Consider the following 14,457-nt stretch of genomic DNA (forward strand, 5'->3'; position numbering starts at 1 on the left):
GAAAGCAGAGACGGTAAAGGCGGAAAAGCTAAGAAAGAGCAAAGATGGTGTTTTTTGCTTTATTCTCTTCCTAGCAGGGCGTAGCCCGACCTCGCAGCGAAGCGTCCTCGAATCTTCTCGCATCATTTAACCAGATCAAAAAAGCGACCCTGAGGTCGCTTTTTTATGGCTTTAAATCGTTAGAGTCTAAAGACTCAATCGATTAGAAGTTGTAACGTACACCAACAGTGAATACGTTGTCGTCTTCTAGATCTTTAGTTGCTGTACCAACTTTGTGGTCACCTTCGTACATAGCGTAGTGGCCATATACCATAGTTGATTTAGAGATCTTGTAGTCAGCACCTACAGTGATCACTTGAACGTTGATATCAGAAGTTACACCTTCTTCATAACCACCAGTGATGTTTTTGTAGTACTTACCAAAACCGCCTTCGTCTTTACCGTATTCAGCTTTTAGGTTTACGCCGTTTAGGTTGTAAACAACATTTACGAAGTAAGAGTTACCTTCTTGATCTGTTGTTTGGCTTTCTGTGTTCTGGAAGATACCAGCCACTTTGAAGTCACCTAGCTTAACTTGAGCCACACCGCGGTATGCATCGATACCCTTGATAGTGTTGTAAGCAGCTGCTACATAGTAGTTCTGTGCCTTAAGCTTCTTGTCACCGATAGTTGCACTTAACGCATACTGTTGGTCGTAAGAAGTTTTGTTAGCTTCGTCAGTGTAGTTGCCTTCCATTAGGTAAGTCGCGTTCAAAGTCACTAGACCAGCGATCTTTGGAGAGTAGTACCAGATACCATCACCAACACGGTCTTGACCCGCAACTAGACGGTCGATATCGGCGTTTGTGTTACCAAAAACATCAGCGCCACCTTCAGTTTGCTTAAATACGTGATCGTTACGGCCAACAAGTACTGTACCAGCGTTGGTTTTTAGACCTAGGAAAGTGTTACGAGTAGTGAATGTCTTGTTGCTGTTAGAAGTGTTGTCAACACCAAACTCCATTTGGTAAACGATGTCATAACCGTCAGCGATATTTTCGCTGCCTTTAACACCTAAATGAGAGAAGTTGTTCTCTAAAATAGCGCCTTCTTTACCGTTTTGTGTCGTTGCACCAGTATCAGAGTGTGTAGCAGATAGGTCTAGACGACCGTAAAAGCCTGGACCATCGGCTAGCGCGCCGAAAGAAGCTAGGGTTAAAACTGATGCCACTGATGCAGAGATTAGTGTCTTTTTCATTTCATTTGCTCCCAGAACCTAAGTTCCTATTCGTTTCTTATGGTTTCTTACGTAAACTTTTGTTTTTGTTATGAGCATCCGAGCGCATAACAATTGTGGGGGCAAATATTACAGTTTTATGGATTTTAAATTGTGGACTAGATCATGTTTTCAAGGGTCAAGCACGGAATTGAGATTTTTTTGTGACGATTAGGCGATTTTGGTTATCTGTTTGGTAACTTCTATGGAAATGACGATTTAAATGTATCTATAAAGAGGTGTTTATAGATATTTTCACTGAATTCTCTATTACTTTATTAGTGGCTGATTAGTCAATGTGGACATGATCCTGCTATTGGAATGGATTCAGGTATTGAAATAGGTGTGTTTGAAAATTGTACAGTTGGCACTTTGAGTGGAATAAATCATTCAAACAGGTGAATATCAGTTTTTGTTATTGAGAGCTGAGTGGTTACGGGCCTTGCTGATGACTTAAATAAAAAGTCTCAGCGCTTAGAGTCAGTCATTGAGTGAGCCGCTGTATGAATAGTTGTATGAATAATAGTTGCATGACTAATTAGGGTGAGAAGCCAAATGAATAATAGCTGCGTGACTATTTTGAGTGAGAAGTTAAATGAGTAATAGAAGCAGAAATAGCAAAGGCAGCTAAAGCTGCCTTTGAGAATTGACTCTTGTCCTCTCTATATTCTTTTTAAACAAAAGAAGTATAAGAGGAACAATCAGACGGAAGTCCGATTAGAAATCGAAGCGCATACCGACAGTGAAGATATCGTCACTTAGGTCATGGGTAAAACCGCTTAGTTTCATGTCGCCATCGTACTTAGTGTAGTGACCGTAAACTAGGGTGTTCTTGCTTAGGCGGTAGTCAGCACCAACGCTGAACTGTTGTAGATCTACATCGCTAACAGTTTCTAGTGTTGCACCATTAGTGTCACCTACGTAACGGCTAACGTACTTACCTAAACCAGAGTCATCGCTACCGTACATAGCTTTAAGCTTTAGGTCACCCATAACGTAAGCTGCGTTTACAAAGTAAGTGTCGCCTTCTAGGTTCGAGTACTTGCTGTCAACGTGCTCACTGTTCTGGTAGAAACCGCCTAAGATCACTTGACCAAGTTTAACTTGAGCCACGCCGCGGTAAGCTTTCACGTTGTCGATGCCATCATTGTATGCTGCAGAAACGTAGTAATTCTGAGCTTTAAGGCCTTTGTCACCAACAGTTGCGCTTAGTGCGTACATGTTGTCAGTGTAAACTTCTTCACCTGAAGCATTTACTTGATCGTAGTTGTCATCCATCAAATAAGTGGCATTTAATGTTACTAGGTCGGCAATCTTTGGTGAGTAGTAGCTGAAGCCATCGGCGCTACGAGACTGACCGGCAGCTAATAGGTCGATATCTGAGTTAGTGTTACCGAAAATGTCGAAGCCACCTTCAGAAGCTTTAAATACAGTGTCGTTACGACCCACTAGGATGGTACCAGCTGTTGCTGACTTAAGACCTAGGAAAGTGTTACGAGCAGCGAAAGTGTTATTAGAGTTATCGAAGTTGCTTACGCCAAACTCCATTTGATAAACAACTTCAAGATCGCTATTGATCGCTTCAGTACCTTTTACACCTAACCATGAGAAGTTATTCTCAATGATGGTGCCTGACTTTTGATTTTGAGTAGCGATACCCATATCAGAGTTAGTGATTGCAAGATCGGCACGGCCGTAGAAACTTGGGCCATCAGCTAGTGCTGTAAAAGAAGTGGCGGCTAGTGCTGAAATAATAGTGGCAGACAGAACAGTTTTTTTCATTTTCATCTTCCTGTAGCGAATCGCTATTTTATAGTTGCAGGCTATCAATAATCGTCAGCCCTATATTTGCGGGCTAACAAGGGTGAAGCTGTTATTTGTCAGATGAGATTCTTGCACGGAAATGGAACTTTCATGTGTGACGCTTGTCACGGTTCGTGGATTTTGTGTGATGCGTATCAGCGGTGTTTACCTTTGTAAAACAATGGCTTGATTAAAAATCAACACTGGAAATATTTCAGGTGTCTAGTTGGTTATTTTTATCGTTTCGCTTTACAAATGTAACGGCTAGGTGGTTTGTTTTTTTAGGCTTTTATCGGCTTTTGAGATAAAATCAGTACTAAGCTTCACTTCCTACTTTTTTACATTGAGTATCATTTTGAATAATCACACCTTGTCAGACGCTTATTTAAATCGCTTTGCCGGTATCGGCCGCTTATATGGTCAGCACGCTTTAAGCTTTTTTGCTCAGGCTCATGTGGTCGTTGTTGGGATCGGTGGGGTCGGCACTTGGGTGGCAGAATCTTTGGCTAGAAGCGGTATTGGACAGATCACCCTTATTGATTTAGACGATATCTGTGTGACTAACACCAACAGACAAGCTCATGCGTTAAAAGACACTATAGGTGAGTCTAAAGTCGAAGTGATGGCTCAGCGCTTAAAACAGATTAACCCTGAGTGTATTGTGAATGAAGTAGAAGACTTTATTACACCAGAGAACTTGTCTGAATATTTTCAAGGTAAGAAGCAAGGCGGCAACATCGATTATGTGGTGGATTGTATCGACTCGGTTAAAGCCAAGACAGCCTTGATAGCCTGGTGTAAACGCCAGAAATTGCCGATTGTGACTGTTGGTGGGGCAGGTGGTCAGATGGACCCGACTCAGGTGCAGGTTGCTGATTTGGCCAAGACTTATCAAGATCCGCTATTGGCCAAAGTTCGCAACTTGCTAAGACGTGAGTATAATTTCTCAAAAAATGTAGCCCGCCGTTTTGCCATTGAAGCGGTATTTTCAACTGAGCAACTGGTATATCCGCAAGCAGATGGCACCGTATGCAGCACTAAGGCTACAGCGGAAGGCAGTATGAGAATGGATTGTGCGTCGGGTTTTGGTGCCGTGACTGTGGTTACTGGTACTTTCGGTTTTGTTGCCACGAGCCGTGTATTAACTAAGCTTGCCGCTAAGGCTCAATAGCTATCTGCTGATATAAATAGTGCTAGCTCTAATTGGGCTTAAGCTAAGGCTAGACTATAGTAGTTAATAAATCCGCACACAAAATAGAGAGGCGCTAATTCAGCGCCTTTTTTGTGTCTAGTCATTTGAAATTATTCGATTCAGTGAGAATGCTGGCACTATTATTGCTTTTACTTGCGTAGGAACAGAATTCTGACACTGGATACGGCTATGCAAAAAGTGGCTTTCAATACATCTTCTTTTAAAATGATCTCAGCTAAAAAGTTGATTTTTACCAGCATGCTATGGCTAACACTGGCCTGTGCAGGGCTATTGCTCGCACCACAAACACTGCTGGCCCAGCTAAGTTTAGATGAGTTATTACAAAATCATGCTCATTTTATTGGCTTGGGTCTGATCATCGGTGCCGCTTATTTATTGACGCTGCTGCTCAACTATTTTCTCGACGAAGCGATTAGCTACTTTAGTGACAAACGTTCGGTAGAGGTAATAGAAGAGAAGGTGAAGCTACTCGATCCAATGGAACGTGCTTTATTGAGAGAGTTTTTTCTGCAAGGGGAAACCATTCTTACTTTGCCAGAACAAGAGCCTGCAGTTAAGAGTTTGTCTAAGGCTGGAATTTTGGAGTATTTAGGTAACCAGCAACATTACGCGATTCAGGGATCTACTGCAGACTTTAAGATTTCGATGCGTGCAAGGGTTCACTTAAACCGCCAGGTATTGCGCTTCCCTGTTGGCGAGCCAAGCGCTGAAGAGATGAAAAACCTGATTAAGGCGCGCCCACATTTCGTTAATACTCTGGTCGCACCAAGAAAACATGCAGCCTAGAGTGTCATTTAGAATTTAATAACTTTGGTTGCGGAAGTTTGTTTGGACAAAAAAATGGGGGCTAATTGCCCCCTGCATTAGAAAGAACATTGAAAACTAATTTTCGGGATCCGCAGACTTGGTATAGAACATCCACATCAGATAGGAAATGATGCCTATCGTGCTAAAGATAACTATCATCGAGAGCAATCCTATTGGGTTGCCAAACATCAAATCTAACCAGAATGCCATTTGCGAAATCCTCTTTCTTTTTCTTAGTTCCCATTAACGATACGCCGTGGTACGAGTACACTTTTTGATCTCAGTCAAAAACAGTGCCTGTTATTAACAAAATGGGCGGTTATTGTTAATGAATATGTTGTAGATCATGTTTTGCTAATTTTTGCGTAGCAGTCGGTAGGCCGTTTTTGCATGGATAGTGAACCGATAGGCATGCTTAAGCCTGAAAAATGGCCACTTGATACAAAGCAGAGCTCAAAGTGCTTGCCATTCATCTGCTGGTAGGTATAATTCCGTTCACTTACTGAGGTCGAGCAGATTTTAGTGAGTGATATTGATAATGCCTGAGTGGTGGAATTGGTAGACACGTCGGATTCAAAATCCGATTTCGAAAGAAGTGACGGTTCAAGTCCGTCCTCAGGTACCATTATCAACAAAGCAACCTGCCATCGAGCAGGTTTTTTTATGCCTGAAATTTGGCTATGCTAGGCTTAGCGCCACTTCCAAGCAATCTTTCATCACCAACTCCCTGCAATTTTATCTGCATATTTCCACTCCATAACCACCAATTCATCAGCCCCCAAAATCAGTTTATGGTCTATATATGGTTCATAACTGGTTAAATCTGTGCACAACGCAATCCCACTAAATTCAACACTCTCCGGTTCTCGCTAAGTCACCAGCCAACATCCCCAAGATCCCCTGTACTGACTGTTTCCGGTCGTACCATGGTGACTTACGGTGCTATGAGTTCTTTTATGAGTTAGTGGCTTGGTTTGAATAGGTCGCTTGATCGTTTTGATAAAGTGGCTGAATGCATTGTATTGCCTCGCTTTGATGAGAGTGCTTATTAAAGTCGTAGGGAATTGATACATAGAACATTCTCACACTGGCTCACCATTAATCGACCATAACAGCATAGCGCAAGTCAAACGGTGGGTTTGCTGTAGGGCTCCCAAGGTGCGCTTTTATATTAGAGTGAGGTGTTTTTCTAATGTAAATCTGAGGTTTAGCAACACCGATCTTGAGTGGAAATCATTTTAATTGTTGCCCTTTGGTTGTGATATTGTTTCTCGATAGGTGTTATTAGGTCTTGTTACGCATGTATAAAAGGATATTTGAATGAAGTTGATAAAAAGGATGATTGCAGGTGTAAGCGTTGCAATGCTGAGTTGCAGTGCATTGGCTGTTTCTGTGGAGGACCTCTCTAAACATCGTGAGTTTTATAATGTAAAAATATCTCCCGATGGCAAGCATCTGGCGGTACTCGTTAATGATGAAGGGCGTAAGACGCTAACTTTTTTAGAGACTGACACCTTTGAGGTGACTTACAGCCTTAAAGGTGGGGAACGCGATCAGGCCGGGGACTATTTCTGGGTTAACGATGAGCGAGTGATCGTTCAGGTCCAGCAGGTACGTGGTGCATTAGAGAAGCCATTGAGTTATGGCGAAATTTTTGGCGTTAACTATGATGGTCGAAAGTCGAAAATGATTTTTGGCTATCGCTCAAAAGGTGGGCTGGTGCTCGCGGGCTATGCTGGTTTCTTATTAGATAATCTAGATGATGACGACAAACATATTCTTATTCGTAAACAGCTTATGGATAGGCGTAGCGATATTCGTCCAAGTGTTGTGCGTTTAAACGTCTACAATGGCCGTGAAAAACGCATTAAAAAGGCACCGATTGCCTATAGTCAGTTTTTGGTCGATAACGAGGGTAATCCAAGGTTTGTTGCTGGCATCGATAAAGATCATAACGCCAAGTTATTTTACTCAAAGGGCAAGAATCAGGATTGGCAGCCTTTTGGTGAAGAGTTTGAAGGAGAGTTTTCCCCCATTCGATTCACCCAGGATAATAAAGGCGTTTATGCGTTAAAAAGTGTCGATGGAAAACCTAAGGGTCTTTATAAATATGATCTAGCTACGGGAAAAGAATTGCTGCTATATCGTAGTGAGATAGCAGATCCAACCTATCCTATTTCTTCGAGTCTCAATGGGGTTTACGGCCTCAGAATGGATGAGGATTATCCAACCTACCTTTTTATCGAACCTGACTTACAAGAAGCTAAATTACATAAGGCGTTAGCAGGTGCTTTTAACGGCGATAAAGTGGCGATTACCAGTATGACACGTGATCGTCGCTTAGCGGTTGTACATGTCTCTGGCGACAGAAATCCGGGGGAGTTTTATCTATTTGATACTCAAAAAATGAGTGCGAAGTTTCTGTTAAGTAGCGCCAAGTGGATCAACAAGAGTGAGCTAGCAGCAACAGAGCCGTTTAGAATTAAAACGCCAGATGGGCTAGTGCTTAACGGTTTGTTGACTCTTCCTGTGGGTAAGAGTGAAAACTTACCGACTGTGGTATTGCCTCATGGCGGCCCCCATGCGCGTGATTATTGGGGTTATAACTCTCAAGTGCAGCTGTTAGCGAGTGCCGGCTATGCGGTTGTGCAAGTTAACTTTAGAGGGTCGACTGGTTATGGCAAGAGTTTTGAAGAAGCGGGATATGGCCATTGGGGCACAAAAATCCAAGACGATATTTTATTAGCCACACAATATGCTATTGAGCAGGGAGTTGCGGATAAAAACAGAGTCTGTGTTTATGGTGCGAGCTTTGGTGGCTACTCGGCCCTGCAAAGCGCAATACGCAAGCCTGACGCCTTTAAGTGCGCTATCGGTTATGTAGGAGTCTACGACTTAGAGATGCTTTATAGCGAGGGGGATGTTAAAGATCATACTTGGGGAGGGGCTTATTTAGATAAGACCTTAGGCAAAGATAAAGCCGAACTTATTGCTCAATCTCCGGTACACAACCTCGATAAGCTAAAAGCCCCGGTACTTATCATACATGGTGAAGATGATCTACGGGCTCACTTTGAACATGCAGTAGCATTGAAAGAGGCGATGGACAAAAAAGGTCATTCCTATGAATGGTTAGTTAAAGATAAAGAGGGCCATGGCTTTTATAAGGAAGACAATATATTGGAAGCAAACCAACGAATTTTGGACTTCCTAGATAAGCATATTGGCGATTAACCCTTAGCCCTTAACCCTTAACTTAATCTCGTTCTAGACAGTAAAAAGGGCATTAATTAATGCCCTTTTTTATTGCCGTAATAGCAGCTATTAGCTCTTTAAGATCTCTAATGGCAAGGCTAGCATCTCATCGCCGCTGCCAGCGAAGTACCAGATGATGCCAATCAGTGCCGCCACGGTTATGAAGTACCAGACTGCTGAAAAAATCTGTCCATATCTATCCAGTGGCAGAAGGTGACTCTGATGGCGGGTCTTCCACTCAAACACAATCTCCGCACTACCTATAAGCAGTAAGAAGCCAAGCAAGGCGAGCCCCAGTGAGTAACTGATATAAACCCCAACTGCTGCGCCAAGAATACACGCCACCAATCCCATCTTACTGTTCATTGAGAAGCTGATGCTTTTAAGGATATGACCACCATCGAGGGGCAGGATTGGCAGTAGATTAAACAGATTCAGCAGTGCGTTGAAGGTGGCTAGTCCGGCAAAGAAAATATTACCTGTAACCCAATAGGCCACAAGAGATGCGATTGACATAAATAGGCCGAAAGTGGGCCCCATAATGGAGATCACTACATCTTGCCATCGGGTATTAATTTTCTCATCGCTTAAGGCTAAGCCGCCCATAAAGGGAATTAAGTAGATGCCTTTGGTTTTCATGCCAAAGTATTTCATGGCACGGATATGGCCATACTCATGGAATACCAAACAGGCGATAAGTGCCAATGCGAACTGAAATGAAAACAGCCAAGAGTAGGCTGCGACACTGGCTCCTGCGAGAAGTACCTTAATCACCTTGGCACTCTTCAGTAGCTTAAAGCCCAGTGATGCAAGACCCACCACACTAAACTGTCTTTTCTCTGGGATAGGGGTAGTCGGCGTTTGGCGCTCAATGTCTTTGGTGGTGCGTTGACCTGTGGTAATGACTTCATCATCTTTGAGCAGGCGATAATCAATAACAAAGGGTTGCCATTGTAGATCGGTCTCAAGGGTGATTTTAATGGTCTTTAGCGGTGGGAGTTCAGCATCAGCAGCTTGCTCCAAAGCAGGATCTTGAATCGATAACTCAAAATCATGGCTCTTAAGGCCTTCATTATCTGGGCTTGCCTGAATAACGGATACTAAGCTATCGCCCCAAAATAGTTGTTGCCAGCCTGCAAGAGAACCCTCTAAGCGTAAGGGCTTGCCAAGGCAATCGATCTTCAATAATTCCACGTGTTAACTCAAAGGATAAAAGTGAGTTAATTATGCCGTGAATGCCCTGTGTAAGGAAAGTCAGAAGCGTTTGAAAGCTGCCAAATTATCCTGAAAAAGGGCGTAATCAATCGCTAATGGCTATAATCGAAGCGGATCTCTTGGTTTTTATTGCTGATTTGACAGGGGCCATGTTCTCTTTGAGTGCGTTGAAATGCCGTTCCAACATGGAGCTCAACATTAGAGAAAACATGTTTGAGCGCATCGATACGATAGTGCTTATAGTAGCCTTCTATCTCTAGCTTTAATGCCTCAAACTCAAGTTCCTCTTGCGTGCGGAACACCACGGTGCGGCGCTTCTCTTCTAGCATGACCTTCACCTGCTCAACCATCATGGCATCTGCTTGCCACTGCTCTTTGGGAGGCAGTTTTCTGAGTTGAGCCTCAATATTCAGACCCGCAACGACCATGGACTTAATGCTTTGATCTAGCTGCTTGAGTTGTTGTTTTAATTCTGTCAGCTCCATGGCACAGAAAAGTTCGGTTTTGGTATCGGCGGTGGCGCCGATAGCAACCGCCTTAATGCCTTTATTGGCCTCAGCCTTGCCGCCAACAAGATCGCCGCGGCGGGCGCTTGCATCACTGACTATTAATTGTTGTTGAGTCTGAGTGTGGCTATGCAGAAGCTGCTTGGTCACTAGGATATTACCCTTAGCCTTAAGCTGGGAGTACTGCACGAATTGTGCGCTGATCTGACCCTGAGCGATTAACTTAGTCGACAGGCTGAGGTCTTTTAGCTGGCGGCCAATAACCCCCTTGCTGACTGTAATGTCGCCCTTGGCCTCAAGGGTGGCTGAATCGACAAAGCCCATCACAGTGATATCACCATGGCTTTTTACGACCATGCCTTCGCCGACATCGCCAGTGATCAGTACGCTGCCTTTAAAATCTACGTGACCATAACCCACATCGACGTTTTTGATCTGCAAAACGTCATCTACCTGCATTCCCGATGGGGTTTCGACCGGTTGACCTGCCACGGTAGCGATGAGTTGGTTGGGGTTATTTGCGGCAAACTCGGTGCCATTACCTGCGGTGAACTTAAGATCTTTCCCCGGCTTGGCGATAAGCGTTTCGCCATAGACGTTATAGCCGTTAACGCCTTGGGTCGCAGGGTGCTTCTCTATGAGCAAATTACCCGGTTTGACCATGATGATTGCACCTAGATTACGCATATCGACGGTGCCATCGCTATTGTGTTGCGGTTGCAGTAATCGCTCCCTTGCCAAGGACACTTTTCTCTCTAACTTGGCAGGGCTGCCATTCACGGCTGCTCGGCCATTGGCGATGACACTGTGACACTTTTCACCGGGGGAAAGTGTGGCAAACTCTACTAATAGGGCTTCAATTTTGGCTTTGCTCAGCCCCATGCTAATGCGCTGCAGCTTGAGGTTTTGCAGTACATCTCTAAGCCCTAAGCTTTTACCGCCATAGGCTGCGGTCAAGGCCATGCTAGCTTGCATCTTGTCGCTGGCAATTTCGAAGCTGATTTCGGCGTCACGTCTTTCTGCTATTTCAAAAAATAGCTCGATGTTACCTTCATCTTGAGGGTGCAATTGGTTGACTTGAATGACTGCTTGAGTGATGACTGCGTGCAAGGGGCACAGATAAGAAAAGTCAGGTAGCGCCAATAATTGTAGTAAATCGTCTTCTGTAATCGGACCATGAAGATTAGGTACAATTTTTAATTCGGCTTTTTGGTTGTCGAGGCTAAACTCAATGAGCTCTGGGCGTAACATAAAAACCCCATCATTTTTTATTATTTTTATTAATATTGTTTTTATTAAAAAAACTGCTCAGCGAGTATAACCATATAAGAGCTTGGTTAAAAAGTGTCTGTGATGAATAGTGTGAATATACCCAAACAACTTCAAGATACAGGATTCAGCATGTCGAGAAGTGACAGAGTTCAAGGCATGGAATTGTAGGACTAGTTATTCTCGGCTCTGGCATCCTGCTTCGCCCTACCTTCTGCATCCATGCAGTCGTAATTCAATATTTCATAACACAGAAAAATGTTGCTTCTCGCCATGCCCTACGGGAGTTCCCGTAGAATACCTGCACTGCGTTAGTGATATCGACAAGGGAAAAACCATTATCCTCAATCACTGCCTTGTTCAGCTACCCTACGGGAGCTCTGAAACGAGCATCTTGAGGTAGCTTGGGTATAAAAGGGGAGGTAAGAGCTCTAAGGCATGAGCCATGTCATGCCTCAAAGCATATTTTGCTGGGACGTTAGCTACGTTAGTTACATTAGCTATTTTACGTTAGAGTAAATCTTGTATTTATTGTTTTCAGCTAGCACGTTCACACTGCCAAAGTGTTCGGCAATGGTGTCTGAGTACGGCAGGTGACGATTAGCCACAATGTGGAATAACCCCCCAGCCTTTAAGTTGTTGGCACTGTCTTTTACGAAATTAGTCGCAATGTTGGTGGTGCTTGCTAAACCATCATGAAACGGTGGATTTGAAATAATGCCGTCATAGCGCTGAGATGTTTGCGCTAGGCCATCGGATGCAAAGACCTTAGCCGTAAATCCATTGGCTTCTAAGGTGAGCTCGCAAGAGGCTAGTGCCATGGCATTGATATCGACACACTCAAGCTTAAGATCTGGCTGAGCCTTGAGTAAAGCGGCGGTGATAACCCCTGCACCACAACCAAAATCGAGCACATTGCCGCTCATCTTAGGTAAATTAGCCAGTAGTAATTGCGTACCTTCATCGAGTTTCTTCTCACTAAACACGCCAACTAAATTACAGATAGTCACTTGTCCTTGAGGAGTATCAAGTTGGTAGCGACTGAGCCAGTCTTTGAGTTTCAACTCTGGAGCCGGTGAATTTAGCTCACTGGTAAATAGGATGCAGTGACGGGCATTATCGACTTTAAAAGCTTTATCGAAATAACTCGGTAACTGCTTAGGCAGAGACTTAATGCCACCTTTGTTTTCACCTGCAACAATCAGTTGCCCTTGAGGTTTTAGATGCTTAGCAGCGAGATTAAACAGATAAGGTGCTAGCGCTTTAGCCTTAGGGAAGTAGACGATAACAGTGTCAAAACACTCATCGGTTGGTAGCTGATGACCAAAATGCAGTGTCAGGTTTGCCGCGGCATAAGGCTGCATCATCAGATGGTGATGATAGTCTAATGCTAATCCACACACGCTGCTGGCGGTTGCTAACAACTCTTTTGGCAGGTGATCACTTTCATAATTGAGTACTAATACCGATTGGTCTTTGACTAAATCACTGTTTCTGAGGAGGACTTGCGAAGCGTTGGTTAGCATGTGTATTCAAGGTCGACTTTTAATTGGCTGCGATTATACCGCAACCGCTTTGGAATGCGAATTTGATGCTCGTTATCTATGGTGATGAGTAGGATTGTTGGAGGCACAAACAAAAGGCTGCGTTGGTAGCATGTGAATTCAAGCAAAAGTCCGACTCATAAACAAAAAACTATAACCACGAAGCGCGGTTTTTGTTAGCTACACCGAGAGCTCGAAGAAAAGTAAAAAATCGGGGCTTTCCTTCGTGCTCTTCGCGTGTTTAGTGGTCACTTATTATCTTTCGAAATCACTTCAAGAGTTTGCTTGGCTCTAGGCAGTAGGCTTATCATCTTGTCTGCGATATCGGTATTGTCTTGATTACCTTTAAACAGATCGGCAGCAGGCCCAGCGGCAAACACCTGAACATCGACACCAGTGTGACCACTAGTAGTCCAGCCGGTAAAGCTGCGGTTATCGATAAGCTGCTTTAAGGCGGTATCTAACGCGACTTGGCCTTGCATGCGGGCATTACCGAGGGACTGTAGTTCTTCGGCTTTAAGTTCAAAACCTAGCTTCTGACTCACTAATGGTTGCCAATCGTCTATGGCGATAGCAAGTTCTGCGATACTCGCAGGGCTTGCTTGAATACCTTTAAGTAACGCGGTATCCCAAGCATACTCACCATTAGCGCCAATCGATAAGCCACCGGTATTATGATCGGCGGTCACCACCATCAAGGTGTCAGGATTGGCGCGTACATATTGCTCGACCACTTCTATGGCATTGGCAAAACCGTGCATCTCAGCCATGGCGGTGGCGATATCGTTATTGTGGCCGGCCCAATCGATCAGACTGCCCTCAACCAGCAGCACAAAACCATTTGGATTTTGCGATAACAGCTCTAGCGCTTTTTGGGTCAGCAAGCTTAATTGAGTCGAGTCTTGCTGATCGATAACCCAAGGTAGTTGCACCTCGGCAAATAGGCCCAAGGCCTTGCCTTGGGTTAAACTATCGAGTTGACTCAGTTGGCTAATATGTTGGTAGTCTTTAGCCGAAAACTGCTTAAGGAGATCTTCTGGGAAGTACTTTTGGCCACCACCTAGGATCACGTCAGCACCAGAACTTAAGTAGCTTTGGGCGATTGCATCGTAGTTGCGACGGCTTTCGTTATGCGCTAAAAAAGCCGCTGGGGTGGCATGATTAACTTGAGCTGTTACGGCTACACCGGTTGCCATACCGCGGGCTTTAGCCATCTGCATTATGGTTGTAAGCGGACGCTTATCCACATCGACAGAGATGGCGCCATTATAACTTTTAACGCCAGTTGCCAGAGCGGTAGCCGATGCGGCTGAGTCGGTAACATAGCCACTCTGCCTAGCTGGGTAGGTCGATGCCATGCCGACTAGCAGCCTATCAAAAACCGTCTGCTCAATCTCTTCGGTATCAGGGTTATTTTGGTAATAACGATAAGCGCTGGTGTAAGCCGGTCCCATACCATCACCGATCATGATAATCATGTTTTTAGGACGCGATGGAGCCTCATGAATATCGATATTGGCCGATGCAAATAGTGGTAACACAACAAGGGCACTAAGTGCCCAAGTGCATGTTTTTCTCAAGTTCATGCCG

The 14,457-nt window shown here is 44.2% G+C and carries 10 protein-coding genes and 1 tRNA gene; 4 read left to right on the plus strand and 7 right to left on the minus strand.

Annotation, left to right across the window (positions count from 1 at the left end; all coding sequences use genetic code 11):
* Window positions 1–202: 202 nt before the first annotated feature.
* Together SPEA_RS03135 and SPEA_RS03140 are read right to left on the minus strand one after the other, a co-directional pair.
* Window positions 203–1,237, minus strand: coding sequence for a porin (locus tag SPEA_RS03135; protein ID WP_012153855.1), 1,035 nt, complete (start codon window positions 1,235–1,237; stop codon window positions 203–205).
* Between the two features lie 735 nt (window positions 1,238–1,972).
* Window positions 1,973–3,037 carry a porin gene (locus SPEA_RS03140; RefSeq protein WP_012153856.1) on the minus strand — a complete coding sequence of 355 codons (1,065 nt, stop codon included), beginning with the start codon at window positions 3,035–3,037 and terminating at the stop codon, window positions 1,973–1,975.
* A gap of 376 nt (window positions 3,038–3,413) precedes the next feature.
* On the opposite strand from SPEA_RS03140, the gene tcdA reads away from it, so the two are divergent.
* The gene (gene tcdA / locus SPEA_RS03145; RefSeq protein WP_150102199.1) at window positions 3,414–4,229 is read left to right on the plus strand and encodes a tRNA cyclic N6-threonylcarbamoyladenosine(37) synthase TcdA; all 816 of its coding nucleotides are present in this window, start codon (window positions 3,414–3,416) and stop codon (window positions 4,227–4,229) included.
* A gap of 210 nt (window positions 4,230–4,439) precedes the next feature.
* On the plus strand, window positions 4,440–5,057 hold the full coding sequence (locus tag SPEA_RS03150) for a superinfection exclusion B family protein (protein ID WP_012153858.1): 618 nt from the start codon (window positions 4,440–4,442) through the stop codon (window positions 5,055–5,057).
* 96 nt (window positions 5,058–5,153) lie between these two features.
* Here the strand turns inward: SPEA_RS03150 and SPEA_RS22605 are convergent, their stop codons facing one another.
* Window positions 5,154–5,288, minus strand: a complete 135-nt coding sequence (locus tag SPEA_RS22605) for a DUF3149 domain-containing protein (protein WP_012153859.1) — start codon at window positions 5,286–5,288, stop codon at window positions 5,154–5,156.
* Window positions 5,289–5,618: 330 nt separating this feature from the next.
* On the opposite strand from SPEA_RS22605, the gene SPEA_RS03155 reads away from it, so the two are divergent.
* A tRNA-Leu gene (locus tag SPEA_RS03155) sits at window positions 5,619–5,703 on the plus strand.
* 695 nt (window positions 5,704–6,398) lie between these two features.
* Window positions 6,399–8,312 (plus strand): alpha/beta hydrolase family protein, encoded by a 1,914-nt coding sequence (locus SPEA_RS03160; RefSeq protein WP_041410813.1) that lies wholly within the window; start codon window positions 6,399–6,401, stop codon window positions 8,310–8,312.
* A gap of 90 nt (window positions 8,313–8,402) precedes the next feature.
* Here the strand turns inward: SPEA_RS03160 and SPEA_RS03165 are convergent, their stop codons facing one another.
* The 4 genes from SPEA_RS03165 to SPEA_RS03180 all read right to left on the minus strand — a co-directional run bounded on the left by SPEA_RS03165 (window position 8,403) and on the right by SPEA_RS03180 (window position 14,453).
* A complete protein-coding gene (locus tag SPEA_RS03165) occupies window positions 8,403–9,527 on the minus strand; it encodes a site-2 protease family protein (RefSeq protein WP_012153861.1) in 1,125 nt (374 codons plus the stop codon).
* A 113-nt stretch (window positions 9,528–9,640) separates the two neighbouring features.
* Entirely contained in the window at window positions 9,641–11,305 is a 1,665-nt protein-coding gene (locus SPEA_RS03170) for a flagellar assembly protein A (RefSeq protein ID WP_012153862.1), read from the minus strand.
* Between the two features lie 518 nt (window positions 11,306–11,823).
* On the minus strand, window positions 11,824–12,849 hold the full coding sequence (locus SPEA_RS03175) for a methyltransferase (protein WP_012153863.1): 1,026 nt from the start codon (window positions 12,847–12,849) through the stop codon (window positions 11,824–11,826).
* 266 nt (window positions 12,850–13,115) lie between these two features.
* Window positions 13,116–14,453: an alkaline phosphatase gene (locus tag SPEA_RS03180; protein ID WP_012153864.1), complete on the minus strand. Its 1,338-nt coding sequence runs from the start codon at window positions 14,451–14,453 to the stop codon at window positions 13,116–13,118.
* Between the last annotated feature and the right edge of the window lie 4 nt (window positions 14,454–14,457).

Source organism: Shewanella pealeana ATCC 700345, from assembly GCF_000018285.1.
GTDB classification, from domain to species: domain Bacteria; phylum Pseudomonadota; class Gammaproteobacteria; order Enterobacterales; family Shewanellaceae; genus Shewanella; species Shewanella pealeana.

Excerpts from the sequence above, each read along its gene's own strand:
- SPEA_RS03135 (WP_012153855.1), bottom strand. The coding sequence starts at position 1,237 with ATGAAAAAGACACTAATCTCTGCATCAGTGGCATCAGTTTTAACCCTA.
- SPEA_RS03140 (WP_012153856.1), bottom strand. The coding sequence starts at position 3,037 with ATGAAAAAAACTGTTCTGTCTGCCACTATTATTTCAGCACTAGCCGCC.
- SPEA_RS03150 (WP_012153858.1), top strand. The coding sequence starts at position 4,440 with ATGCAAAAAGTGGCTTTCAATACATCTTCTTTTAAAATGATCTCAGCT.
- SPEA_RS22605 (WP_012153859.1), bottom strand. The coding sequence starts at position 5,288 with ATGGCATTCTGGTTAGATTTGATGTTTGGCAACCCAATAGGATTGCTC.
- SPEA_RS03160 (WP_041410813.1), top strand. The coding sequence starts at position 6,399 with ATGAAGTTGATAAAAAGGATGATTGCAGGTGTAAGCGTTGCAATGCTG.
- SPEA_RS03170 (WP_012153862.1), bottom strand. The coding sequence starts at position 11,305 with ATGTTACGCCCAGAGCTCATTGAGTTTAGCCTCGACAACCAAAAAGCC.
- SPEA_RS03175 (WP_012153863.1), bottom strand. The coding sequence starts at position 12,849 with ATGCTAACCAACGCTTCGCAAGTCCTCCTCAGAAACAGTGATTTAGTC.
- SPEA_RS03180 (WP_012153864.1), bottom strand. The coding sequence starts at position 14,453 with ATGAACTTGAGAAAAACATGCACTTGGGCACTTAGTGCCCTTGTTGTG.